This window comes from Marinomonas sp. ABL3_031, assembly GCF_056161265.1.
This window is the reverse complement of sequence record NZ_JBSWYU010000002.1, coordinates 15,217-38,925: the sequence shown is the minus strand read 5'-3', so window position 1 is coordinate 38,925 and position 23,709 is coordinate 15,217. Positions and strand designations below refer to the sequence as shown.

Annotated in this window: 21 protein-coding genes; 8 read left to right on the top strand and 13 right to left on the bottom strand. The window is 44.5% G+C overall.

Features of this window, described 5'->3' with window-relative positions:
• Positions 1–221 precede the first annotated feature (221 nt).
• On the top strand, positions 222–500 hold the full coding sequence (locus tag ACXAH2_RS02595; protein WP_475076437.1) for a hypothetical protein: 279 nt from the start codon (positions 222–224) through the stop codon (positions 498–500).
• Positions 501–600: 100 nt separating this feature from the next.
• Here the strand turns inward: ACXAH2_RS02595 and ACXAH2_RS02590 are convergent, their stop codons facing one another.
• The 3 genes from ACXAH2_RS02590 to pncA form a co-directional block, all read right to left on the bottom strand.
• Positions 601–2,124, bottom strand: coding sequence for a flavin-containing monooxygenase (locus tag ACXAH2_RS02590; RefSeq protein WP_475076435.1), 1,524 nt, complete (start codon positions 2,122–2,124; stop codon positions 601–603).
• 222 nt (positions 2,125–2,346) lie between these two features.
• On the bottom strand, positions 2,347–3,048 hold the full coding sequence (locus tag ACXAH2_RS02585; protein ID WP_475076433.1) for a hypothetical protein: 702 nt from the start codon (positions 3,046–3,048) through the stop codon (positions 2,347–2,349).
• Positions 3,049–3,504: 456 nt separating this feature from the next.
• Positions 3,505–4,248, bottom strand: a complete 744-nt coding sequence (pncA, locus tag ACXAH2_RS02580; protein WP_475076432.1) for a bifunctional nicotinamidase/pyrazinamidase — start codon at positions 4,246–4,248, stop codon at positions 3,505–3,507.
• A gap of 336 nt (positions 4,249–4,584) precedes the next feature.
• On the opposite strand from pncA, the gene ACXAH2_RS02575 reads away from it, so the two are divergent.
• Positions 4,585–5,037, top strand: a complete 453-nt coding sequence (locus ACXAH2_RS02575; protein WP_475076431.1) for a hypothetical protein — start codon at positions 4,585–4,587, stop codon at positions 5,035–5,037.
• Here ACXAH2_RS02575 and ACXAH2_RS02570 read toward each other — a convergent pair.
• The 5 genes from ACXAH2_RS02570 to ACXAH2_RS02550 form a co-directional block, all read right to left on the bottom strand.
• Positions 5,024–6,010: an isopenicillin N synthase family dioxygenase gene (locus ACXAH2_RS02570; RefSeq protein WP_475076429.1), complete on the bottom strand. Its 987-nt coding sequence runs from the start codon at positions 6,008–6,010 to the stop codon at positions 5,024–5,026. The genes ACXAH2_RS02575 and ACXAH2_RS02570 overlap by 14 nt on opposite strands.
• 101 nt (positions 6,011–6,111) lie before the next feature.
• Positions 6,112–6,609, bottom strand: a complete 498-nt coding sequence (locus ACXAH2_RS02565) for a nucleoside deaminase (protein ID WP_475076427.1) — start codon at positions 6,607–6,609, stop codon at positions 6,112–6,114.
• A 33-nt stretch (positions 6,610–6,642) separates the two neighbouring features.
• Positions 6,643–7,434, bottom strand: a complete 792-nt coding sequence (locus tag ACXAH2_RS02560; protein WP_475076425.1) for an ABC transporter permease — start codon at positions 7,432–7,434, stop codon at positions 6,643–6,645.
• Positions 7,412–8,194, bottom strand: coding sequence for an ABC transporter ATP-binding protein (locus ACXAH2_RS02555; RefSeq protein ID WP_475076423.1), 783 nt, complete (start codon positions 8,192–8,194; stop codon positions 7,412–7,414). The genes ACXAH2_RS02560 and ACXAH2_RS02555 overlap by 23 nt, the downstream gene beginning before the upstream one ends.
• A 31-nt stretch (positions 8,195–8,225) precedes the next feature.
• A complete protein-coding gene (locus ACXAH2_RS02550) occupies positions 8,226–9,206 on the bottom strand; it encodes an ABC transporter substrate-binding protein (RefSeq protein WP_475076421.1) in 981 nt (326 codons plus the stop codon).
• Between the two features lie 225 nt (positions 9,207–9,431).
• Between ACXAH2_RS02550 and xdhA the strand changes: the two genes are divergently transcribed.
• Genes xdhA through xdhC form a run of 3 tightly spaced genes read left to right on the top strand, consistent with a single transcriptional unit; the run spans position 9,432 to position 14,136 of the window.
• Entirely contained in the window at positions 9,432–10,925 is a 1,494-nt protein-coding gene (gene xdhA, locus ACXAH2_RS02545; RefSeq protein WP_475076419.1) for a xanthine dehydrogenase small subunit, read from the top strand.
• A complete protein-coding gene (xdhB, locus tag ACXAH2_RS02540; protein ID WP_475076418.1) occupies positions 10,918–13,254 on the top strand; it encodes a xanthine dehydrogenase molybdopterin binding subunit in 2,337 nt (778 codons plus the stop codon). Before xdhA ends, xdhB begins: the two co-directional genes overlap by 8 nt.
• Positions 13,255–13,275: 21 nt before the next feature.
• Complete coding sequence (gene xdhC / locus ACXAH2_RS02535) at positions 13,276–14,136, top strand: xanthine dehydrogenase accessory protein XdhC (protein WP_475076416.1); 861 nt, start codon at positions 13,276–13,278, stop codon at positions 14,134–14,136.
• 78 nt (positions 14,137–14,214) lie between these two features.
• On the opposite strand, the gene ACXAH2_RS02530 is transcribed toward xdhC, so the two are convergent.
• A complete protein-coding gene (locus tag ACXAH2_RS02530; protein WP_475076415.1) occupies positions 14,215–15,960 on the bottom strand; it encodes a hypothetical protein in 1,746 nt (581 codons plus the stop codon).
• A 201-nt stretch (positions 15,961–16,161) separates the two neighbouring features.
• Positions 16,162–16,401, bottom strand: coding sequence for a DUF1127 domain-containing protein (locus ACXAH2_RS02525; protein ID WP_475076413.1), 240 nt, complete (start codon positions 16,399–16,401; stop codon positions 16,162–16,164).
• 124 nt (positions 16,402–16,525) lie between these two features.
• Between ACXAH2_RS02525 and ACXAH2_RS02520 the strand changes: the two genes are divergently transcribed.
• Together ACXAH2_RS02520 and pssA are read left to right on the top strand one after the other, a co-directional pair.
• On the top strand, positions 16,526–17,479 hold the full coding sequence (locus tag ACXAH2_RS02520; RefSeq protein ID WP_475076411.1) for a LysR substrate-binding domain-containing protein: 954 nt from the start codon (positions 16,526–16,528) through the stop codon (positions 17,477–17,479).
• A gap of 153 nt (positions 17,480–17,632) precedes the next feature.
• Complete coding sequence (pssA, locus tag ACXAH2_RS02515) at positions 17,633–18,973, top strand: CDP-diacylglycerol--serine O-phosphatidyltransferase (RefSeq protein WP_475076409.1); 1,341 nt, start codon at positions 17,633–17,635, stop codon at positions 18,971–18,973.
• A gap of 61 nt (positions 18,974–19,034) precedes the next feature.
• Here the strand turns inward: pssA and ACXAH2_RS02510 are convergent, their stop codons facing one another.
• The 3 genes from ACXAH2_RS02510 to ACXAH2_RS02500 all read right to left on the bottom strand — a co-directional run bounded on the left by ACXAH2_RS02510 (position 19,035) and on the right by ACXAH2_RS02500 (position 22,220).
• Positions 19,035–20,351, bottom strand: a complete 1,317-nt coding sequence (locus ACXAH2_RS02510; protein ID WP_475076407.1) for a type II toxin-antitoxin system HipA family toxin — start codon at positions 20,349–20,351, stop codon at positions 19,035–19,037.
• Positions 20,345–20,668 carry a helix-turn-helix transcriptional regulator gene (locus ACXAH2_RS02505; RefSeq protein WP_475076405.1) on the bottom strand — a complete coding sequence of 108 codons (324 nt, stop codon included), beginning with the start codon at positions 20,666–20,668 and terminating at the stop codon, positions 20,345–20,347. The genes ACXAH2_RS02510 and ACXAH2_RS02505 overlap by 7 nt, the downstream gene beginning before the upstream one ends.
• A gap of 280 nt (positions 20,669–20,948) precedes the next feature.
• Positions 20,949–22,220 carry an aromatic ring-hydroxylating oxygenase subunit alpha gene (locus tag ACXAH2_RS02500; RefSeq protein WP_475076403.1) on the bottom strand — a complete coding sequence of 424 codons (1,272 nt, stop codon included), beginning with the start codon at positions 22,218–22,220 and terminating at the stop codon, positions 20,949–20,951.
• Positions 22,221–22,470: 250 nt separating this feature from the next.
• Between ACXAH2_RS02500 and ACXAH2_RS02495 the strand changes: the two genes are divergently transcribed.
• Positions 22,471–23,592 carry an FAD-binding oxidoreductase gene (locus tag ACXAH2_RS02495; RefSeq protein ID WP_475076401.1) on the top strand — a complete coding sequence of 374 codons (1,122 nt, stop codon included), beginning with the start codon at positions 22,471–22,473 and terminating at the stop codon, positions 23,590–23,592.
• Positions 23,593–23,709: the final 117 nt, after the last annotated feature.

Here is a 23,709-nt window from a genome sequence, read left to right as displayed (position 1 = left end):
TTCTGTCATTTCAGTCTCAGACCAATCGGTAAGGTCGGTGTGATATGTCGCAGGTTTATATCGAGAATTTAGCCGCTGAGCACTATCTTTCAAAAGTTTTTCTCATCTAGATTTTTTACTTGGAGCAGGGTAAAACCGGTATCAAAACCCCCTTTCCTAGGCAACGCCGTTGTGCTTCTAGGCTTAGATCGGCTGTGAAGGGGGATGATAAGCCCTCTAGTATGAATAAACGGGCTCAGCATGTTGAGTCGCATCAGAAGGCGGAAGTGTCAAAGAAACCATCCTCCACTGCAACACCGCATGATAAGATTTCGCCTTCTGCTAATATTCATGGCGCGGCCTCACCCTCAATATCACACAATCGTTTGTCCTCCGCTTCGGCCATACATGATGCGCATGGCTTATCGACTGAGCATCATGCTGCGTCTAAGCCTTCTGATACTCATACTTCCCATATCGCAAAGCCTACTGCTTCTCGATCAAGGCATGCTAAAAAATGAGACCAAACCAAGGCAATCGGGTTGCAATGGATTTGGTCTCATTAAGGTGGCGCGTTTTAAGTGGGTTCAGAATGAGTCTTATGTGCCGGCATTGTTACCGTTAAGCGTCCACTGCGACAACCGGTTTTATGGCGGTCTGAGGCTGTTGGCTGTTGGCCAAATACTCGGTTATTACGCCTTCGTAGTCTGTTGGATCATAGCGATAAAAGACTTCTGCGAAGACATTTGGCATTTTTCGCCATTGGCTAATGCCGAGGTCTTGCATCAGTATGTCTAAGTGTTGTTGGTAGCGTGTATTGACTGCGATATTAAAGGTCGACTCATAAGACGAATGGTCTTTTTTCCACTGTGTCACCCTTGCGGCTGAGGCAAGCATTTCTTCTTCGATAGGTAGCTGGAAGGTTTTCTCATAGGCCGCAACTTGCCATAAAGCGCCCATTTCCGCCAAGGCGATATGCATGAAGCCATGATTGTAGCCAGCAAAGCCTAGGTTTGGAATACGGGGATCAATTTGATGGCGATACAGTGAAGGACCGCCACTTATTTGAAGATGTTGAGCGTATTTATCGGGCAAGAATTCATAAGTTGGGGCGTCGTTACCACAACATAGGCAGACCATGTCGGCGGCTAATTTCTGGCCGTCCGATAAGATGATGCCATCTTCATAAAACGCCGATACTTCGCCACGATGGGGGGTGATTTTTTGGTGAGCAATGTATTCGTAATATCGTTTTGGAGCAAGCGCAGAAGCACTTCTGAAGTCCGCTACGAATTGAGACTTAGGTGGAATAACCAAGTCTAATACTTTGTGATCAATGGAACCGAGCTTTGCATCTTGGCGATGCTGATACAAAAAAAGGTTACAGATAAAGCGCCAGAAACCATTTACGATGAAGGGCAGGCGATTATGTAACAGTTTTTGCATCCAAGTGCTGCTCCCCCATGAGGGCATCATGCCACTGCCGATTCGTGCAAAAAATGGTTTTGTATAGTCAATTCCTAGTAGGTAATCTGGAATGGTCCACCTTGGTGTTCTAAAAATGTGTTGTGTCGTGTTTGCGGTTTCCGCGCTCCAAGTCGCAAAATCCAGTGCTGTTTTACCAAACCCTACCACGGCAACGTTTTTGTTTTTAAAAACGTCTTTTGACTCAATATTGCTAATAATGTCACCTTGGTAGATGTCCATATTATGAAATTGCGGTAAGCGTTTTTTATCGCCTCCGGGGTATTGCCCCGTCGCAATGACAACATAGGCAAAATGATGGCTTTCACCATTGTCGAAGGTTAATTGCCAGCCATTAGAGTCGTCCGTCATAGTGTTGAGTCGATGATTCAATTTGACGGTTAAATCAAAAGCATCAATGGCTTGGTTAAGATATTTTAAGACATCTGCACCGCTGGGGTGGCGATCAGTCTTAAAGGGCCAAGGGAATTCTGAAAATTGATATTGAGGAGCGGTATTTTGCAAGCTGACACCAGGGTAGGTTTGATTCCATTGACCTCCTACCTGTTCTGATGCTTCAAACAATGTCACGTTATAGCCACATTTTTGCCAAACATTCGCGGCCGCGATTCCTGAAACACCTGCACCTATGATGGCGATTTTTGCTTTGGTATTTTCCATGTTTTACAACTTCCTTATGATGTTGAGTATGATTTCAGCGAGTACCTTTTTGAATATGTAGACCTATTTTATGATGAGTTAATTGGATTTTAATGAAAAATACTACGTTAATTCGTTAAATTAAGGCAAGTATAAATAACTAAGGCAAGTAGAAAGAACCGTCAGGGGCGATGTGTTTTGACATTCTGGGCAAAAGACAAAAATTAAGCCGATCCTGGGATACTAACATGTCATTTTCTTTATCCTTCTAAAGAATAAACTGAGCAAATTGGCCACATTAACCGGAGTGACGGTAAGTAATCCTTCATCCCAGTCGTTACTTTGAATACGCGAGAAGAAAAAACCAATATAAGGGTTGCTCGGGTTCATCCTCTGTATATCGTTATCCTCTAGCAGCATCTGAAAAGGTATTTTCACGACACAATCTGTCGTCATATTAAACTGAAAATACTCTGAACATTGATTTAGTATGGAGAGATAATGGCGTGGAATGGGGGTATTAGATGAGGGGTATGTTTGACGCCAGTAAACGCATAATCCGGCATAGGCCAATGGATTCAAATTGATGGTGACCATACAAACACGTTTTCTTAAATGTTTAATTTTTTCTTTAAAAATGGCTTTAGCTAAAAGAAACTTGGCGTGTTTAAGACTGTCTTTGCGGTATTCTGCCAGCATGCCAAGCATCGGCCTGATGATGATCAATTTGTCACTCAGATCGAATATTCCACAATACATAAAACCGATATCTTGCTGTGCTTCGATGCAAAAGATCACTTTTATTTCTCGACTACGCTGAGTCAATTTTCTGAATGCGCTTAATGATATGTTGGTGCTGACAGTTTTACGCATTAAAGTGAACAAACGTTTTTCTGTATCAGAATCGAAAATCAATGAATTGACACGAACTACTTCGAATTTCATGGTGGTACACCTTCTCAGTTTTAATGCAAACTACAACGAGATTGTTAGCCGATGGGCATTCTTACGGAGCGTAACACGAAATAAAAGTAAGGATTACTTCTATTTATCTTGTTCAGAGAGCAAGGCAGGATTCTGATATTCTGGCGATGTTTCACCTTGTATTTCATCTAGATTTCCTTGCGCTCCTATATGTTGCGATTATTTTGATGAAATCATGGGTTGAACACTAGGATCAGCAAAGCACGGAGATAGTCGAGAAGAGCGAGACTGATTGGTGCCTGTATGCGAATTCGGTTTGTAGTAAGTCTCAAAAACATTTTTTAAATATAAAACGCCCTTAGAAATAGCGGTCTATCTCTAAGGGCAGTGATGTTGCTTAGGCTCGTGTGCGCTACTAAGTTTAAGCTGTGGTTATTTCAATTTCCATGGCAATGGCGAAATATGTAAAGGCGAGCGTTAGGCCAGTACATTGCTGGACTGAATGCGGACCACGCCTTTTTCATTCATGGCTTTCCACGCCGCGGCCAGCGATCCATTTAGGTCAATGGCTCGGGTCGCATCTTCAATGACCGACACATTGAAGCCCGAAGTGACCCCATCCATGGCAGTCCAGGCGACACAAAAATCGGTCGCTAATCCCACCACATAAAGGGTGGTTATGCCTCGTTCTTTCAAGTAATTTTGTAAGCCTGTTGGTGTTTCGCGATCGGCTTCAAAGAAACCTGAGTAGCTGTCTATGTTTGGGTGGAAGCCTTTGCGAATAATCAACTGAGCATGAGGAATGTCTAAGCCTGATACCAATTCTGCCCCTTTGCTGCCTTGTACACAATGATCCGGCCATAAAACCTGCGTGCCATAATACAGCTCAGTGGTTTCAAAGGGTTTTTTACCTGGGTAACTTGATGCAAAAGAAGCGTGGCCTTTATTGTGCCAATCTTGGGTAATGACCACATTTTTAAATTGTTTGCTTAATGCGTTGATGATAGGCACCACTTCATCGCCGCCTTTAACCGCCAATGAGCCGCCGGGGACAAAGTCATTTTGTACATCGACCACAATTAATGCGCTCTTTTCGTTGCCATTGGCATCCAAAGGTTGCGCCATGAGTGTTTGACTAAGGGTTGTGGTTCCGCCTAAACCAATAAAAGCAGCGCCTCCAGCTAGCAGACGCAAAGAATCTCTTCTGGTTACATCAGACATATGTGTTTCCTCTTGATGGTCATTTTGATGTATGGAAGAGGTTGGGGTAGCCCATTCCATCTTCTCGGTCATGAGAGATGCTAAAATCGTGCCTGTTTGAGACATTGTCAAGTTTGATCGTTACCAAGTTTGATAAAGAAGCTTCAGGGGGAACGTCTTGTTAAAGCTGGGTGAAAATTTACCCTACTGGGCGATTGCTTGTGTTTGATGCGTGTCTTTTTAGGTTCGCTTTTACGTTAAATTTATTATAACTAACTGTTTTTATAGATTTTTATTTTTTGGCATTAATCCTGCTCTTGTCTCCTTATTCTGATCGATCAGCATGAGGCAGATTATATGAGTGATAATCGATTACCGCTCGATTACATGGCTGTGGAGTCGAAAAGACAATTTTTGACAAATTTGTCTTTTGAAGTGAAGGCCGATGCAAAGGGACGCGCTTTGAATGCCAATTATTTGCGCCTGATGTCTTTACAGGGACAGGAAGCCGTGTCTCAGTCATATCATTTCAGCCTCAATTTACGGGCTAACGAATCTGATCTTTTGACGACCAAGGCGACCCCCGCAAGTGATTTTGCAGATTTGCCGCCTGCCACACCGAAAGTATCACACTTGCCGACTGTACAAGGCGTGGCGGATGATTTGATTGGTCAATGGGCGCGAGTCAAAATCGGCTACAGTCAGGTGTTTGATCCCCTTGATGTTGACAATAGCAAGTTGTTAACGGTCGCGTCTGATGGGGGGATTACAGTGGCGGCGCGATTTGGCTCCTTCCTTAGTTGTCAATAAAGTTGGCTTGGATACGTTGATTGAGGAAGTCATCAGCACGAATGGCTTGATAGCATTTGTTTGGTCCTTGAATGATTTGCGATTTATTGGCCTGACAAAAGAAAGCGATGGAATGACGACTACCACAGTACTCATCGATTCTTGGCTGGCGCACTCTGTGTAAATTTGATTTGAGTTGATCGTCACTCCAGCGCATTAGCATGTCACCAATATTACAGGTAATGACATCACCGCGCGGGGGAATATTCGTCCAACGTTGGCTTTGTGCCTCTTCTCCCGGGCAGACCTGTAAGCCCCCATGACCTTCATGCTGAAAAAGTAAGGTTAAGCAATCGAAATCGGTATGAGCGCCAGCGCGCCAAATGTTGCCTTGTTCTGTCACCCCTTGGGTGGGGTAATAATGCAATAAACGCAGGGTGCTTTGGTAGTCGGTTTGTTGAGGATCATGGGCTTTGCTGAAGAAATCTCGCTCAAAACCTAATTTTTCCGCAAAGCAAGACAAAACCTTCATGCCCACTTGCCAACACTGTTTTTCAAACGCTAGGGTGTTGGCTTGAAAATAAGGTAACTCTTTCTGTGTTGGCCAGAGGCCATCCATATGATATTGGGTAATTTGGTAGGATTCTTTTTGATCCTGTGTGCCAGTAGATGGACGAATTTGACTGCGGCTTTCCCATCCCGCGTTGACGCCTTTGGGCCTTAAGTATTTGCCCTTGATGCTTTCTGGTAAGGCAAAAAAGCGTTCGGATTCTGCAAAAGCAGCATCAATGTCTTGCTGGGTAATGCCATGATGGCTGAGCTGGAAAAAGCCAATTTCTGTGGCGGCTAACCAAAGTTTTTCGCGTATTTCATCGCGGCGATTTTCAAAGTCGCTCATGTCGATAACACGAATTTCTCTCTCGTCGGCGTCTTGTCCAGCACCACCAAAGGTGGTTTCACGATTGAGTTCTTCAAGTGAGTATGAAGCGGTCATAACATCTCCTAATCTTACTGTTGGGAAATGGAGCAATGACCTAGCGAGACTGGTTTGAATCGCCTGACAGCTTCTACTCCGAATTTTATACAATCCTGGTATTACCAGAAATCTTCATGCAATTTTGCGGCCTCTTTTTCCAAACAAGGGCCAATCACTTCCACTTGGCGTTGACCAGAGTCAAATACTGTACGACAAGGGAGGTCCAAGGTTGGGTTTTCTGGGTGATTGCCGGTAATGGTTTTGAGACTGGCTTCACTTAAGCCATAAATGAGCCGTCCTAATCCTGCCCAATAAGCCGCCCCTGCACACATGGCACAAGGCTCCGCAGAGACATACAGTGTGCATTTGGCGAGAAAGTCTGGACGATAAGCCTTGCTGGCTCGCGTCATGAGTTTACGTTCTGCGTGACCTGTCATGTCGAAGTCAGGTAAATAGCCATTTACCTGAGTCATGAGGACGTCACCATGTTCGTCAACCAAGAGTGCCGCGAACGGATGAATCCCTTGTTGCTTGGCTTCTTCTGCTAAAGCAAAGCTCTGGCGGAGAAGGTTTTTATCCTGTGATGATAGCTGATCGTCTTGTATTGAACGTGTCATATATGTCTCTAGGTGCCGTTTCAGGTTTTGAGATTATTTAGTCTTGGGTAAGCTCCACGGAAATAACCAGGCTTGAATCCATTGCACCGACTTAAACAGTAATAAGCTGATGATGGATAAGAAAATCAAACCAGCAAAGGCCTGAGGAATTTTGAAGAAGGAGGTAGAGAACTGGATGAAATACCCTAGACCTTCTTCAGCGGCGACAAACTCCGCCACCACGGCACCTATAATCGCTAAGGTAATAGAGACACGTAAGCCACTGAAAATATGCGGGATAGCATAAGGAATGCGAATTTGCCAGGTTTCGCGGTAACGTGGAGCGCGCAGGGATTGGCTGAGTTCGATCATTTCCGGTGGGGTTTCTAACATACCTGTGGTGGTCGATACCACTAATGGGAAGAAGGTAATTAAACAAGTAATCAGCACGCGGGAAGGATCTTCTGTGCCCAACAAGACGATGATCAATGGTGCCACTGCCACCACAGGCGTTGATTGGATGACGATCAAGGCAGGGTACAGAATGCGATTCATCAACTGTGAGCGCATCATGCCAATGGACAAAGGAATGGCAATCAAAATTGACAACATAAAGCCCATCAGAGCCACTCTTAACGTTGCCCACAAATGCACCATCCAGCGCGAGAAATCGACCTGAAAAAAGGCCGTTATTATGGCGGAAGGTGAAGGTAAAATGTAATTTGGCACCTTACCAAGCTGGCAAACGAGCTCCCACAATACCACTAAACCAATGAAGAAGAGCGCAGGCGCAAAGCGATTTGCTTGTTGAATAAGCCAAAATTTAGGCTGGGACGTCTGGTTCATAAATATAGCCTCGGATTAGGTCGGTGAGCTTAGCAAAGTGTGGCGAATTAATGGTTTTAGAGGAACGTGGGCGGGGCAAATCCACGTCGATCAGATCCAACACCGTACCGGGGCGTTTGCTCATTACCAGAATACGATCAGACAGTAATACCGCTTCACTGATGGAGTGAGTGATAAAAAGTACGGTTTTAGGGTTTTCACGCCATATTTTTAATAGATCAAAACCAATTTGTTCTCGGGTTAAGGCATCTAGGGCGGAAAAAGGTTCGTCCATTAATAAAATGTCAGGGTTTAATAACAAGGCTCGTACTATGCCAACCCTTTGTTGCATCCCACCAGACAATTCATCGGGCATTTTGTCGGCAAACTGACTTAACCCAGCCATTGCTAATAATTCATTGGCGCGTTTTTCGTCCGCTTTAGAGTAACGGCCGTATTTGTGTTTGAGTGGAAATAAGACATTTTTACGAACCGTTAGCCAAGGCAATAAGTTGGCCTTTTGGAATACGATTCCCACGTCGTCTCTTGGTTCGGTAACAGGGCGATTAAAAACCGACACTTGTCCTTGTGATGGAATTAATAAGCCAGATACCATGCGAAGTAGGGTGGATTTTCCGCAGCCTGACGGCCCAACCACCGCCACGAATTCGTGACGGTGAATGTTCAGGTCTATGTCTTTTAGCGCTAAAGGGGCCTGTGAGTCGTATTGGTGGCCCACACCTTTCAAGCTGACATAGGCTGAGTTGTTTTGCTGATCCATGTAAAGACTGCCTTGCCGAAGGTGATTGGAATTACTTGAAGAAGCTGCTGTCTACTACCGTTGCTGGATCCAGGGCGTCTTCACTCAGACCATTTGCTGTCGCAGCGTAATCCCAGGTTTGTTTAATGCGCTCAGACGTAAAGTGACCAAAGCCATCTTTTTCAGTGACATCATTGAATACCAAACCTGTTATGCTTTTGATTTGCGCGGCAACAATATCAGCATCCACTTCCGGTACCATTTTGTGCAGATCTTCACCTGCCGCTTGAGGATTTTCATAGGTAAATTTGACCGCTTTAGCGAAGGCTTTAACAAAACGCTTAGCCACCTCTGGGCGTTCCTCTAGGAAGCGCTCGGAAGCCAGCAGAGAAGAACTGTATAATGACAGGCCTGAGTCAGACCAAGGCATTTCGATGATATCTTTACCAGCATTCTTGGCTTGTGCGGTAAACAAGGCGGTGTTGGTGACCCAAGCTATGATGGCATCGGTATTGCCGGTAATCATCATGGGCGCTAGAGCGCCTGGGTCGGCTTTCACCAGCTTGATGTCGTCTGCTGTTAAATTGTTTTCTTTTAGGACCAAAGGCAAGAAGGCATTCGATGAAGTAAAGGGAGAAGTGGCGACTTTTTTACCTTTTAAATCTTTAATCGAACCAATACCGCTGCTTTTTAATGCGAAAAAAGCGTGAGGAGCTTGAGTGAAATAGGCCATAACGGCAACCACAGGTACATCATCTTGTGCTTTTGCTGCCATTAAGGCACTGATGTCGGAACTGCCTATGTCAGATTGACCCGTGGCCATTTTCGTTAAGGCATCGGTGGAACCACGGCCACTGGCGATACTCACTTCTAACTCTTCCTCGGCAAAGAACCCCTGTTGAATTCCAACATACACGGGTGCTTTGTCGCCACCTGGTAACCAATCTAGCTGGAAGGTCACTTGGTCTGCGGCAATGGCAGAAGTACTGGCGATTAGGCTGGCGAGTAAGGAAACGCGTAATATTTTTTTCATGAATTCTCTCCGTTGGTTTGCCTTAAAAAAAGAAAAGGGTCTGGAATTTGATTCAGTCGTTTCATTTCATACTCATTTGCAACTAGTGTTCCAATTTTATTGGCCTCGACGTTTTTAACAGCCGACATTGTGAAATGTCGGGGAATGGGCTTTAATGTTGGAAAAGTTTGTACGATTGGTCAGGTTTTTGCATCGTGACAGACAAAGAAGCATGAGGAGAGAGCTTTGAAATTCATATTAAACGACCAAGTTGTCGAGGAAACATCGCTCCCCAGTGATTTTACTGCGTTACGCTATTTGCGAGAAAAGCGCGGTTTAACGGGAACGAAAGAAGGTTGTGCGTCGGGCGATTGTGGTGCGTGCACGCTGCTTGTTGGTGCGCTAGAAGAAGGCAAAGTGACTTATTCCACGCTCAATTCTTGCATTACTCCTTTGCAGTCTCTGGCTGGCAAGCACCTGGTGTCGGTCGAGTATTTAGCCGAATTGGGAGATGGCCTTCATCCTGCTCAACAGTCAATGGTCGATGCTCATGGTTCGCAGTGTGGTTTTTGTACGCCGGGTTTTGTCATGTCTTTGGCCGGTTTGTATGAAAACCTTGCTCAGACTGATCAGGTCTTGAGTCGTGACGCTGTGTGCGATGCCATTTCAGGTAACTTATGTCGTTGTACCGGTTATCGTCCTATTATTGAAGCTGGATTGGCTATGGCAGGGCAGCAAGATCATTTGCTGAGTCAACAAGACTGGTTGAAAGTGGCTTTGTCTGAGCTAGACAAGTCAACGGCCAATACAAAGTATCTGCGTCCTACAAGCTTAGCGGAAGCCTTAGCAGCGAAACAGCAGCATCCAGAGGGCGAGTTTATCGCCGGTGGGACGGATTTAATGCTGGAAAATACCCAGCGCTATAAAGACTTTGATGTGCTGATTGATCTAAACAATGTGGCGGAAATTCAGCAGTTAAGCGAAGAGGGTGAGCAACTCATCATTGGTGCTGGTGTCACTTACAGCCAGTTGGAAGACTTCAGTAAAAATGCTTATCCGCAGCTTTATCATCTGCTCAGTCGGATTGCGTCACGACAAATTCGTAATCGTGGCACCATTGGTGGCAATGTGGCAAACGGCTCTCCGATTGCGGATTTGCCGCCTATTTTGTTGGCGTTTGATGCTGATGTTAGGTTGGACAAAGTCGATGGTTCAAGCCGTACGGTGAAGATGTCGGACTTCTATTTAGGCTATAAGCAAACCCAATTAGCAGAGGATGAATGCATTGTCGCGTTTCATCTCTCGCTTGATAAGCTTGCTGAGTTTCATCGCTTTTATAAAGTCTCGAAGCGCATGGAAGACGATATTTCCAGTGTGCTATTGGCAGCGCGATTTACCGTGAATGGTGATCAGATTACGGACGTTCGCCTCGCGTTTGGGGGTATGGCGGCGACGCCTATTCGAGCGAACGCGGCGGAAGCCTGCTTACAGGCTGTGAAGATTTCAGATGAGGTGGCGTTAGAAAAAGCCCTGCAGGCTTTGCGCGAAGAGTTGAACCCCATGAGCGACATGCGCGCCAGCGCCCAATATCGTATCGACATGGCGTGCAATTCAGTACGTAAAGCATGGTTAGAGTTAAATGGTAATGCTGTGCCAACTTTTTCAGGTCATCCGGTACCGGAATCCTGGTTGTCTCTCGGTCAAGAAATCGGTCAACAACAAGGGGCAAAGCATGCGTAAATTACCAGACAATCTCGTCACCGCACAGGAAGCCAAAGCCTTACCGATTCACGAATCTGCGATGAAACATGTGACCGGCGAAGCGGTTTACATTGATGACATGCCAGAGTGGCCTAACGAGCTTCACGTCGCCACAGGCAAGTCCACCGAAGCCTTTGCGGACATAGTGTCGATTAATTTGGATAAGGTAAAAGCCTATCCAGGTGTAGTGGATGTGATTCTACAAGCAGACATTCCCGGAGACCCAGATGTTTCACCTGTTTTAAGCGGTGATATGTTGTTGGCGGGGGATTTTGTTCATTACATCGGCCAACCTATTTTTGCCGTGGCGGCCACCAGTTTGCGTGCCGCGAAACAAGCGGCCGAGCTGGCGGAAATCACTTATCAAAGTAAAGCCGCCACCTTGCATCCGAAAGACTCATTGGCGCGACAAGAATTTGTTTTGCCAACCCACACCATTAGCTGTGGAGACAGTAAGACTGCGTTAGCACAAGCTGAGCATACCTTGTCGTCGGACCTTTACATTAAAGGTCAGGAGCACTTTTATTTGGAAGGCCAAATCAGTGTCGCTGTGCCGAATGAAGACGGTAGCGTTCAAGTGTTCGCTTCCTCACAACACCCAGCAGAAGTGCAAAAATTGGTGGCGCGGGTGTTGAATTTGCCGGTTGCTCAAGTCTTGGTGGAAACACGACGTATGGGCGGCGGCTTTGGCGGTAAAGAGTCGCAGGCAGCGACACTCGGTTGTATGGCTGCCGTTCTGGCTGTGCGTAACCGTTGTCCGGTGAAATACCGTATGCCACGTCAAGACGATATGGTGCAGACCGGTAAGCGTCACGACTTCTGGAACTCCTATCAAGTGGGCTTTACTCAACAAGGTGAAATCGTCGCAGCAGAATACGACATGGTGGGCAAATGTGGCTGTACCGCAGACTTATCTGACGGAGTGGTCGATCGCGCCATGTTTCATGCTGATAATGCTTACTTCTTACCCAATGCTCGTATTAGCGGTTATCGAGGCAAAACCCATACGGTTTCTAATACCGCCTTTCGTGGTTTTGGCGGGCCAAAAGGTGTACTGTTAGCGGAAAACATCATTGAAGAAATTGCCTGCAAAGTCGGCAAAGACCCGTTGGACATTCGTAAGCTGAATTGTTATCAAACAGGCAAAGACACCACGCCTTATGGTCAGCAGATCGAAGAAGATGTGTTGTTAACCTTGATCGAGGCGTTGGAGGTGAGTTCGGACTATCGTGCTCGCCGAGAGGCCATTAAAGCCTACAACCAACAAAGCCCGTTTTTGAAAAAAGGCTTGGCCTTAACACCGGTGAAATTTGGTATTTCTTTCACATCCAAACACCTTAATCAGGGTGGAGCCTTGGTGCATGTGTACACAGATGGTAGCGTCCATGTGAGTCACGGTGGTACGGAAATGGGCCAAGGTTTGTACACCAAGGTGGCACAAATTGTTGCGAAAGCCTTTGGCATTGATTATCAAAGGGTCAATGTGGGTTCTACACGTACCGATAAGGTGCCGAATGCGTCACCAACGGCAGCATCTGCGGGAACCGATTTGAACGGTATGGCGGCCTTAGACGCTGCCAATACAATTAAAGAGCGCTTACGCGAATTCGCGGTTGAGCATTTCGAGATTTCGGCAGAAGACTTTGCCATTGTCGATGATGTGGTGAGTTTGGGAGCCGACAGCATGGGCTTCCCTGAGTTCATCAAATTGGCCTATATGAATCGGGTGTCTTTATCGTCGACGGGCTTCTATAAAACGCCGAAAATTGGTTACGACAGAAAAGCCGCAAAAGGTCGTCCCTTCTTGTATTTCGCCAATGGCGCGTCGGTATCAGAAGTGATCGTCGATACCTTGACCGGAGAATACAAGGTGACGCAAGTGGACATTCTGCATGATGTAGGCGACTCCATTAACTCGCACATTGATATTGGCCAGATAGAGGGAGCCTTTGTACAAGGCATGGGCTGGCTGACCTCGGAAGAGTTAAGTTGGGACGACAAAGGTCGCATTACCACCAACAGTCCAGCGAATTATAAGATTCCAACGTCTGCTGATGTGCCAGAAAAGTTCACTGTGAAACTCTTTGATAGAGCCAACTGTGAAGAAACCGTGTATCGCTCCAAAGCGGTTGGTGAGCCACCTTTGATGTTGGGGATTTCTGTTTGGTGTGCTTTAAAAGACGCTTGTGCGTCGGTGTGTGATTATCAGTTATCACCACCTTTGTCCGCACCGGCCACACCGGAAGCTGTGTATTATGCTTTGCAAGCAGCGAAAGCCTATCAAGCTGGCGCGACAATGGCTGAGTAATAGGCGAGAGGAGGTGACGCTATGATGTCTTCATTAAACTGGATTCAAGCGCTGGCTGAGGTAGAGAAGTCTGGTCAGGCTTGGGTGATGGCGACGGTTATTGGTACCAAAGGCTCATCGCCGCGAGAATCGGCCAGCAAAATGGTGATTACTGCTGAACACAGTTTTGACACTATTGGTGGTGGCCAGCTGGAATACGCTGTCTGCCAAAAAGCCCGCGCTATGTTGGAGGCGGGTGAGGGTCCTTCTCATTTGCTGGAAAACTTTCCGCTTGCGGCTAAAACCAATCAATGTTGTGGTGGCGCGGTGAGTGTTTTGTTGGAATATTTTCCTGAGCCTGCCGCGAAAATCACCATTTTTGGTATGGGCCACGTGGCGACGACCTTGGTCAATGTGTTGGGGCAAATGCAAGCTAAAATCCGTTGGGTAGACAGTCGTACTAACCTTGTTCAAGACAAGAAAACGAGTGATTTGCCGAGCAACGTAACGCCCTTTGTATACGATTCCATGCTGGAGCATGTGGAGGCCATGGCAGCCAATGAAATAGCCTTGGTCATGACTCACGATCATGCTTTGGATTATCAGCTGGTGGAAGCCTTGTTGGATCGCAAAGATTGTCGTTTTATCGGCCTGATCGGTTCACAGACTAAAGTCATGCGCTTCAAAAAGCGTTTGGCCAGTGCCTCATTCAGTAAAGCGGAAATTGATTCGGTACACAGCCCTGTTGGTATTCCTGAAGTGGCGGGGAAAAAACCTTTTGAAATAGCCATTTCCATTGCTGGGCAAATCATTCAATTGACTCAAGATGATGTGCAAAAGGTGCAGAAAAAAGCCACTGGGTTAACTTGGAAAGACCTTAACAAGGTGTTGGATCAAGCTTAATCGCTTTTCTTAGAATATCCTGCGTAAAAAAGGGAATCGCAATGAGGCGATTCCCTTTTTTCATGGTCAAAATTCACTTTAAGAGGGTGTTAGGCAGGCCGTAATATTATTGGCTGAGATAGAAGGCTCAATAGAGGCGCCAAAAACATCTTCTACCTTGACCTTAATGCCGTCTTTTTGATCAAAGTAATTGTTCGTTTTAATTTCGGTATCGGTTGCAGTGAAGGGAATATCTTGATTGGCCTCCCCAAACAGAATAGCGGTGATTTGAGAGATTTTACTCTTGCTATCTGATGTATTGGGTTTAAGTACAAGCTGGTAGCTGGTGTTGTCAGCGTTCGCCATGCAGGACAGAGAAAAGTCATCTTTAAGAAGTTTCTCTCTTATTAAGTAAGGTAAACTTTGTACTTTGATATCGTTATTGACCTCATAGTTCACAATAAAGTCACCTGCTCCTGGAGTAAAAGTGGCTTCTGGTGAGGCTTTTACCTGGTAACAGCTGCTTTGTTTTGACGAACTCAACTTACCAAACTCGAAGGCTTGCGTACCATCACCATCATTCGGTTTGGAAGTGGTGTTAATAAGATTTACATTCTCTGGATAGCTTATGCATAAGCTACTGTTATTAGTATTTGCTTCAATAAAATGGGTGTCGTTTTGACTCATTTTAGAAGTCAGTTTAATAATGGCCTTTGTATTTACTTCAACTAAGCTTTGTTGTGCTTCATCGATCCCTTTTAAAATGGAGTCGATATTTTCTCGGTTAAGTGAGTAGGGGTTTTTTAAAAGCTTTTCGATCTCTTCTGCAGTCGGGTAGAGTTTTTTTCTAAAAGACCAGTGTGATGCATCACCGCCTTTGACAATATTTAACCTAAGCCAAGTTTTATCTTTATAAAGTCCATTTGGTTTGTCTTTATCAAGCTCTGTAATACCGTCCTTTGTCACAATTAGGTTTTCGTCTTTAAACTCTTTGAGGCTCGAGTGATCCGGAGTGTCAACAAAAGCTCTGTTCAGTGCTGTTGGTAGTAACATAAAGAAGTCTGGAAGGAGTCCAGGAATGTTAGACCCGCCTTTACTAAAATAGTCAAAACATGTCATCACTGCACATCCTTCTTGTTTTACCATAATCATTTCACCGTCTTTTAGGGGCACAACATTAGAATGATTGTTGGAAGCGTATTTGCTATTTCCTGCCACAAAATCCATATCCATTTCCATAACGAGGTCATTTTCATTGGCAAGTAATAAGGTGTTTGCAATTTCTTTTGCGAGTTTGATCTCCCCTAGGGTAACGGGATCAGATAAAGCAAAGCTTTGTGCAGCAGAGGCAATGAATTCGAGCATAGCTGAGCTGCCATCATTTTCATCCAAATCATACTCATAGACTTTGATGTTCATGCTCAGTAGATCGCTTTCCATTTTTTTAGGGCCATACAAGGCTTTGTTTAATAATGGTGCTTTGATACCATCAGACAATTTTTCATAAGGCCCCAATATTTTTGTGGTTATGTCTGAATCTGATTCTCCGGTAACGGCTTCGGTGAACTCGACGACAAAAATGACCTCATTAACTCCCCACCAATCGGCTAAGTACTTTAAATAAGCATCTGTAAGATAGATAGCATATACATCATTCCCATCGGTAGAGCCGTCGGTCTCGGTTTTAAAAATGGTCTTATCATCTGTTACAAGACTTGCAGCGGAAGTGAGGGGTTCTTTTAATGAGCCATCTGGTTCGACCGAACGAACGCTAATGGTACCTGTTGGATTACTGGAACAAGCAATAAGCAAAAAACTGACGAGCAATAGAATGACGGTTTTCATCCTTCTTTCCTTGTCTGTGATTGAGAATTTAAGAGGTTGCTTTTTAATTTATTATTATCTGGTCAAAAAATAAACAGTGTTAGTGGTTTAATTTGTCTTTACGTGATGAAGACTTGATGAGACAAACGCTTAGCATGGGAGGAGCTAAGCGTTTGTTAGCGTTTGTTGAAAGTGATTTGTAAATTGGTCTGGCATTATTGTTTATTTCCAAAGTGGTTTGTGTACTTCCTCATATACATCACTTGAGGTTAAGCCTAGGTCTTTTAATTGGGATTCGTCTAGGCGTTGTAATTGCGCTCTTGTTTTCCAGTTGTGGTGCACTTTGGCAAGTAGGCGTTTGACATGATTGAGGCTGAATATGGTCGCTTTTTGATTACTCTGTTGCAGTGCTGCTTTGCATTGACTTGCGATATCTAATTTTTCAACGTGATAGGCTTTCATTTTCTTTCTTCCTTTGAAGCGTGATGGGTTAGGCTTTAATAATGGTGCAGACACAAGCATGGGACAAACGAGAAAAAAACCACTATGATTAAGAAAAACTTAATCATAGTGATCGAGGGCGATTATGTCTGCACGCAGTTTGCCACCATTAAAGTCGTTATTAGCGTTTCGTTTCGCGGCTGAGAGTCTGAGCTTTAAAGAGGCTGCAGAGCATCTGTTTGTGACGCAAGCCGCCATCAGTCAGCAAATAAAGACGCTGGAAGAGCATTTAGGTATTACCTTGTTTGAGCGTCAGACAAGACAGGTTGCTTTGACCTCGGAAGGGCAATACTTATTGGACTATGTGAGTAAGGCCTTTGTGCTAATGGAAGAGGGGGTGCGTGGTATCAGTCAAGATCCTAATCCCAATACGTTGGTGATCAGTGCGGTGCCTTCCTTCTCCAGTCGTTGGTTAGTGCCAAGGCTCGGCGTTTTTCAAGCATCGATTCCAGATATTAATTTGCGACTGAGTCCGAGTATTGGTTTGTCGAGTTTTGTCGATACGGATTTAGATCTTTGTATACGTTTAGGCGAAGGCCAGTATGATGGATTACAGTCTGAACTTTTGTTTGAAGAATACTTATTGCCTGTTTGTCACCCTGCGTTAATTGATCCCTCTAAGGCGATTGCCGAACAGCTCGCCGATATTCCCATTATCACGGATACTGGCCCTGATATGGATCATGTGTGGCCGAAATTGCAGTCTTTTCTTGAACTCTATGACTTACCATTAAAGTCTCATTTGCACTTAGCGGACTCGACTTCCTTAGTAGAGGCTTTGTTGTCTCAGCAAGGCTTGGCCATGATGCGATTTGGTTTGGTGTACGAACAAATTGAAAAGGGACAGTTAATTTGCCCTTTACCTGTCTATATGAAATCAAAATACGATTTTTATCTGGTGGCGCCAGCGCCACATTTTAACTATGAAAAGGTGCAGACGTTTTGTGACTGGATTAAGTCTGAAGTGACGAGAATAGACGCAGCTTGGCGGGCTTACCGAGAACAACATGATGAAATGAGGGAGATCAAAATGCGTTAGTTGCATTGGCGTGTAAACTTTTGTAATCTAATTTTTTGATTGAATATCAATCAGTCAGGAAAAAAATAGTGCTGTTTCGTGTTTTCACAAGCAAAAACCGTTGGCTTTTGGTACAGTTCCTTGTTTTTTAATTGAAGGTCGTTTTTCTAAATCATGTCACAACCCTCTTTGTTCGTATCTTTACCTGCTTTTTCAGCGCATCCAGACAATTTTTCTATTTTGCACTCGCCAGATGAGTATCGAGAATATTTGCTTGAAGCGATTCGTACTGCGAAATCGAGAATCTTTTTGGTGGCTTTGTATTTGGAGAACGACGAAGGTGGACGTGAGATATTAACGGCCGCTTATGAAGCAAAGCAGCGCAGTCCGGATTTAGACATAGTGATTTGCGTGGATTGGCATCGTGCCCAACGGGGATTGATTGGCGCAGAAGATGCCTGTGATGGTAATGCGGCTATGTATTATGAGTTTGCGCAAAAGTACAAAGAGCAAATTCCTGTTTATGGTGTGCCTGTTCGCCACAGAGAAGTGTTTGGTGTGCTGCATTTAAAAGGCTTTATTATTGATGACAAGGTCATTTACAGTGGCGCGAGTTTCAATAATGTGTATTTGCATAAACAAGAGAAATACCGATTAGACAGATACCATGTATTAGAATGCCAAAAGCTTGCTGATAGTATGGTGACTTTCATTGAGCAAATCATGATAGGCCACATTGCCGTACAGGACTTTTCTCGGGGGGATTGGCCAACAACCAAGCAGTTAAAACCGCTCATAAAACAGTTTAGAGCATCCCTATGCGAAGCATCTTACCCATTAGAAAGTGAGCTAATTGACCCTGAACACATAGGTGTCACGCCCTTGGTGGGGGTGGGTAAAAAAGACAATCAATTAAACCAAGCGATTGTGGAGATGATTACTGAGGCGCGTTCGGAATTGTATCTCTTTACGCCTTACTTTAATTTGCCAAAAGTGGTGTTAAGAGAAGTGAAACGTGCTATCAAACGCGGCGTAGAAACTCATATTATAGTCGGCGATAAAGTGGCCAATGATTTTTATATTTCACCTGAGCAGCCATTTAAGCCCATTGGTGGTTTGCCTTATTTGTATGAAATCATCTTGCGCAAGTTTGCCCGAGCCAATCGCAAATATTTGGCCAGTGGTAAGCTCGCCATTCATTTATGGCGACACGATGCAAATAGCTTTCATTTAAAAGGCTTATGGGTTGATCGTAAGCGTGCTTTATTAACAGGGAATAATGTTAACCCAAGAGCTTGGGCGCTGGATCTGGAAAATGGTTTGTTGGTGCAAGATAATCATCAATTGTTGGAAAGCAAGTTTCAAGCTGAGTTAGAGAGTATTTTTGAACACACTAAAACAGTGACCAATTATCTGCAATTGGATACCCGCAGAGAGTACCCTAAAGCCATTCAAAAGTTACTTAATCGCGTGTTTCGAGTACGTGCAGATCGTTTATTGAAACGCATTCTGTAAACGGGTAGCCCTGCCTTTCTTTATAGATAGGATAGACAGTTCGTTATAGGTGGTTCGTTGGCTATAGGTTTAGTCTCAGATTGGTGCTGATCTCCTTTATTAATGTATTGGGCACATCCCACTCTTTTGCGAGCTGAGGCCAATGGGAAACCTGTTCAAGGGTTTTGTCAATGATGTCGTCCAACTTACGTTTACTAAATATTGGGCTGAGCTTTTCTAGGCTATAGAAGTCATCGCGTGTGAAGTCCTCTCGTTTGCCGTTTAAACTCATCCAATGACGATTGACCCATTTGCTGCCTGGCTTGTAGCTGTATGCCAAATCATACGCTGGCGCGAGTGACCACTTTTCTTCATGTAATATGAAGGCAAAGTTCTTAGCATGATCATCATGGTTGCGTGCAATGATATTGAAGGCCATACGTCTGATAAGTTGCTCCGCATCGAGGGCTGATAATTGCATTTGTCTTGCGACGGCAAAAAGCTCTGCGTATGAGAAGCTTCCGGGTTTTTTATAGTCAATATGAGCCAAACCATTTAAGGTTTGTACGTGGACTTTTTGATTGTTGATACGATCAAATCGTTGAGTGATAAAATGTCGACGATTGCCTTCATTTAGTAATCGACTCGGCATGATTTTGATACCACATTTTTTTGCCATTAAATAATAAACAAATTCCATGGCACCATAACCAAGAGGGTCGCCAAAAGTTTCTTGGTTTTGGTTATGCTCACTAACCCCATCAAACTTCATTAAATAATGAGTGAAGCCATTTGGTACATTGGTTTGGCCTGATCGTACTTGGCTGAAATCTTGATTAAAGGCCAAGACCGCTTTGGGTCTTGCTCCACCGGCGCTCATGCCTACTGATAATAATGACATCATGGCCTCTCGATCTTCTTGTTCATTTGGTTTGAGGGCAACGGCAAAATGATCTCGTGAGTCGAGTATGTCTTGTGCAATGGATACTAGGGATTGGATTTCTATTGGTTGGGAGGCATTGAGGCTGCGTAGTTTTGTGGCTGGTGCAAATTCCAAGGCGCCCATGCCTCTCTTGCCGGTATATTGTAGACGTTGTAAAGGGGTAATGTCATTTGGTGAGCGACCTTGTCCCGCTACCCAAGCATTTAGAACCGCATTACCAAAATCGTCAGGTAAAGAGTCAGCAATTAAACCGGGTAAGCCTTTAAAGGTATTGAAATCCAGCTCAGGAAAGCTGTATATGCGTGTCGATAGTGGCATTTTGATCGGCGATAACTCGATGCCCTTTTTTATGAAGTTGGGTTCATATTCAAATGCCCCTATGCCTTTGTCTGTGTCAAAGCTTACTGCACCCACATCATGATCTTGATAGGTTAGCTTGATGACTTCCATTACCATTCGATTGCTCCAGTATGTTTGTTGCTCGCTTGTCCTGATGCTCTTTGTCGTTTTTTGCCCTGTAGTTTGGCCAATTGCAATGGTGAAATTTCTTGTTTTGGAAGAAATAGATCAATTTGTTCCGTCAGGTCTAAGGCCATCATGATCGCCATCATGATATCGAGTTGTACCTTGCCTTTTTCAGCGTTTAGGACAGTTTTGCGTGCCACGCCAGCAAGTTTAGCGACTTCTAATTGCGTGAGGTCCTGATTTAAGCGTGCTTGTTTTAGTCTTCCACCTATTTCTTCTGCTAATGCGGATGCGGTTAAATGTTTCATCTTTACTGTCCTAAATTGGTGACATAAGCAGTGTTTATCATTGCAATGTTTCTAATTTAGAACCTTATGAGGGTTTAGTCAAATTTTTATAGAGTCCCTTATTGGTAACATAATTCATTATTTATCTATTTAAAGTAACCAAAATAGGACCTTGTGTAGTGGTGTTTTGGCTCTGTTAGAATAGTTAGTAGGTTATGTCATGGACATAAAAAATCCGACTAATAAAGCTTAGTCGGATTTTTTGTCCCTTATGGCATAAGGTTGATTAATGAAGAGGTTATTAAGCAGAAAGGTTTTTCTGCATGGTGTGTGCGTACCAGTTAAGGAAGTTAATGACGCCAAACTCATAAGTCTCTGAATAGGGGCCAGGTTGGTAGCCAATAGAGTTAATACCCATTTGATTGCGTTCGCCAAGTACCTTGTCTTGTTCGTTGGTTGCGTCCCACACTTTACGAAGGTTCTCAGGGTCATAATCTACTCCTTCTACTGCATCTTTATGAACAAACCATTTGGTTGTTACTAAGGTTTCTTGAGCAGAGATGGGAAGTACCCTAAAGACAATGAAATGATCCGACTGCATGTGGTTCCATGAATTTGGCAAATGCAGAATACGCATTGAGCCTAGCGAGCGGTTCTTAATACGGCCAAGCAGTTTATTAGAGGCTGCTGAACCGTCAATGGTCATTACCTGGGTGCCTTTTTTCAATGGCATGCGCACAATGCGATTACGTTGTACTTCACCAAAACTTTGGTGTTTATGAGGAATGCCTTCCGCATCCCATTGAGCGGATTGTTCTGCATAATGATCGAGAAACTCTTGCGATGCTCTTGGGTCTTCGGTGTCGTCCCATTCCAATAAGGTGTTTAACAGCTCAGGATGGCTGGCGGAACAGTGATAGCATTCGCGATTATTTTCCAGCACCAATTTCCAATTCGCCTTTTCATACATGGTGGATTCTACCGCGAGTTTGGTGTTTTCAACATCGTAGGGTTCCATGTAGGTTTCCAGTGTTGCCAGATAGTCATCAAATCCATCGTCTGGCGCTTCTACAGCAAGGCAGATAAAAATGAAGCCACCAGCGGTTTTGCAATGGGCGGATTTGAGGCCATGTTCTTTTAGTTGGAAATCTTTATTCATTTCAGTGCCAGCAAACAGTAAGTTGCCTTTTAAATCGTATGTCCACTGATGGTAAGGGCAAACCAAATTCGCCACCTTGCCTCTGTGCTCTGTGCAAATAACGGAACCACGGTGGCGACAGGTATTGTGAAATGCATTTACATTGCCTTCAGCGTCTCGTACGATGAGAACCGGATTTTGGCCGATTTCAACAGTGAAATAGTCGCCTTTTTTAGGAATCTCACTGGTCATACCAACGAATAGCCATTCCTTTTGAAAGATTTCCTCCATATCAATGCGAAACATATGTGGATCATTATAAAGCTGCGCCTCTAACGAGTAATGACTAGGACGAGATGCTAGAAGATCGCTCATAGCGGATTTGGCATCGGCTAAGTTGGCGTGACGAATATTAAGTAAATCATGTTGATTCATCTTTCTGGCCCTTACTGACAAAAAGATTGATAGGGATGTTGTTAATGTCGCCATATTGTCTTAATTGGGGGATGTGAAAATGCCTAATCACGACACGTGGAGGTATTTAAATCGACGTGCTAGGGCAGAGCAGGCTTGCTCTTGGCTGTGTTGAGCAAGTTATTGTCGCTGAGGGTTAAATTGACATTGCGCATAGCCACCAAAATGGCTCGAAATGATCTGATGAACATCCATTTTGAAGGAAACCACTATGACAGATTTGAACAATGCGTCAGCTGACTACCTCGCACCAGTCAACACGCAAACCTGGGTTAATGGTCGTCACAATGTACGTTGTGTGAAAGTGATACATGAAACATGGGATGTGAAAACCTTTTGTTTTATGGCGCAACAGCCCGTCATGTTTTTCTTCAAACCCGGTCAATTTGTCACCTTGGAATTAGACATTGATAATAAGCAAGTCATGCGTTCGTACACCATTTCCAGCTCACCTTCTGTGCCTTACAGCTTTTCTATTACGGTAAAGCGTGTGCCTGGTGGAGAAGTGTCTAATTGGTTGCATGACAATATGAAAGTGGGTGATGAGCTGGCGGTTCATGGTCCAGTGGGTCAATTCAATTGTATCGACTTTCCAGCAGAGAAAGTCTTGTTATTATCCGGTGGTGTGGGCATTACACCGCTTATGTCCATGGCGCGGTGGTGGTTTGACACGAATGCTGAAGTGGATATGACCTTTATTCATAGTGCGCGTTCTCCAAGAGATGTTATTTTTTCGCGTGAGTTGGATCATATGGCGGCGCGCTTGGACAACTTTGGCTTGTATCTGATTGTGGAGCGTATGGAAAATGGTCTGCCTTGGCAGGGCTATCGCGGTTATTTAGATGAAGCGAAACTGGATATGATTTCCCCCGATTTCATGGAGCGTGAAATCTATTGTTGTGGTCCCGAGCCTTATATGCGAGCAGTAAGAAAACTTCTTAAAGACAGAGGTTTTGATATGTCGCACTATCACGAAGAATCGTTTGGCTCGACGCCTGTTGAGGTGGTGGAGGATGCGATCGAACTGGCGGAAGTGGCGCAGGCGGAAGCGGATGCTGTTAACCAGGAAGATCTACTCCGAGTGGAATTTGAAGAAAGCGGTAAGAGTGTTCAAATAGCGGCAGGAGAAACCTTGCACAATGCAGCAGCAAAATTGGATTTGATGATTCCTAAGGCTTGCGGCATGGGTATTTGTGGTACTTGTAAAGTCATGATTAAATCGGGGGAAACCCAGATGGATCACAATGGCGGTATTACCGATGAAGATGTCGAAGCGGGTTATGTGTTGTCTTGTTGTACCGTGGCCAAATCTGATGTCGTCATAGAATTCTAAAGTAGAAAGGCAAAGCGATATTGGCTAGTGAATTTCATTTTTTATTAAATAAGCGTTCAATAAAAGAGCAAAATAGGTCTATATTAGTGCAAAGCGAATGTCTTGATCTGCTCTGAG

Bases quoted from the DNA above. Each gene is read 5' to 3' on its own strand.
- ACXAH2_RS02595 (WP_475076437.1), top strand. From the start codon at position 222: ATGAATAAACGGGCTCAGCATGTTGAGTCGCATCAGAAGGCGGAAGTG.
- ACXAH2_RS02590 (WP_475076435.1), bottom strand. From the start codon at position 2,124: ATGGAAAATACCAAAGCAAAAATCGCCATCATAGGTGCAGGTGTTTCA.
- ACXAH2_RS02585 (WP_475076433.1), bottom strand. From the start codon at position 3,048: ATGAAATTCGAAGTAGTTCGTGTCAATTCATTGATTTTCGATTCTGAT.
- pncA (WP_475076432.1), bottom strand. From the start codon at position 4,248: ATGTCTGATGTAACCAGAAGAGATTCTTTGCGTCTGCTAGCTGGAGGC.
- ACXAH2_RS02575 (WP_475076431.1), top strand. From the start codon at position 4,585: ATGAGTGATAATCGATTACCGCTCGATTACATGGCTGTGGAGTCGAAA.
- ACXAH2_RS02570 (WP_475076429.1), bottom strand. From the start codon at position 6,010: ATGACCGCTTCATACTCACTTGAAGAACTCAATCGTGAAACCACCTTT.
- ACXAH2_RS02565 (WP_475076427.1), bottom strand. From the start codon at position 6,609: ATGACACGTTCAATACAAGACGATCAGCTATCATCACAGGATAAAAAC.
- ACXAH2_RS02560 (WP_475076425.1), bottom strand. From the start codon at position 7,434: ATGAACCAGACGTCCCAGCCTAAATTTTGGCTTATTCAACAAGCAAAT.
- ACXAH2_RS02555 (WP_475076423.1), bottom strand. From the start codon at position 8,194: ATGGATCAGCAAAACAACTCAGCCTATGTCAGCTTGAAAGGTGTGGGC.
- ACXAH2_RS02550 (WP_475076421.1), bottom strand. From the start codon at position 9,206: ATGAAAAAAATATTACGCGTTTCCTTACTCGCCAGCCTAATCGCCAGT.
- xdhB (WP_475076418.1), top strand. From the start codon at position 10,918: ATGCGTAAATTACCAGACAATCTCGTCACCGCACAGGAAGCCAAAGCC.
- xdhC (WP_475076416.1), top strand. From the start codon at position 13,276: ATGATGTCTTCATTAAACTGGATTCAAGCGCTGGCTGAGGTAGAGAAG.
- ACXAH2_RS02530 (WP_475076415.1), bottom strand. From the start codon at position 15,960: ATGAAAACCGTCATTCTATTGCTCGTCAGTTTTTTGCTTATTGCTTGT.
- ACXAH2_RS02525 (WP_475076413.1), bottom strand. From the start codon at position 16,401: ATGAAAGCCTATCACGTTGAAAAATTAGATATCGCAAGTCAATGCAAA.
- ACXAH2_RS02520 (WP_475076411.1), top strand. From the start codon at position 16,526: ATGTCTGCACGCAGTTTGCCACCATTAAAGTCGTTATTAGCGTTTCGT.
- pssA (WP_475076409.1), top strand. From the start codon at position 17,633: ATGTCACAACCCTCTTTGTTCGTATCTTTACCTGCTTTTTCAGCGCAT.
- ACXAH2_RS02510 (WP_475076407.1), bottom strand. From the start codon at position 20,351: ATGGTAATGGAAGTCATCAAGCTAACCTATCAAGATCATGATGTGGGT.
- ACXAH2_RS02505 (WP_475076405.1), bottom strand. From the start codon at position 20,668: ATGAAACATTTAACCGCATCCGCATTAGCAGAAGAAATAGGTGGAAGA.
- ACXAH2_RS02500 (WP_475076403.1), bottom strand. From the start codon at position 22,220: ATGAATCAACATGATTTACTTAATATTCGTCACGCCAACTTAGCCGAT.
- ACXAH2_RS02495 (WP_475076401.1), top strand. From the start codon at position 22,471: ATGACAGATTTGAACAATGCGTCAGCTGACTACCTCGCACCAGTCAAC.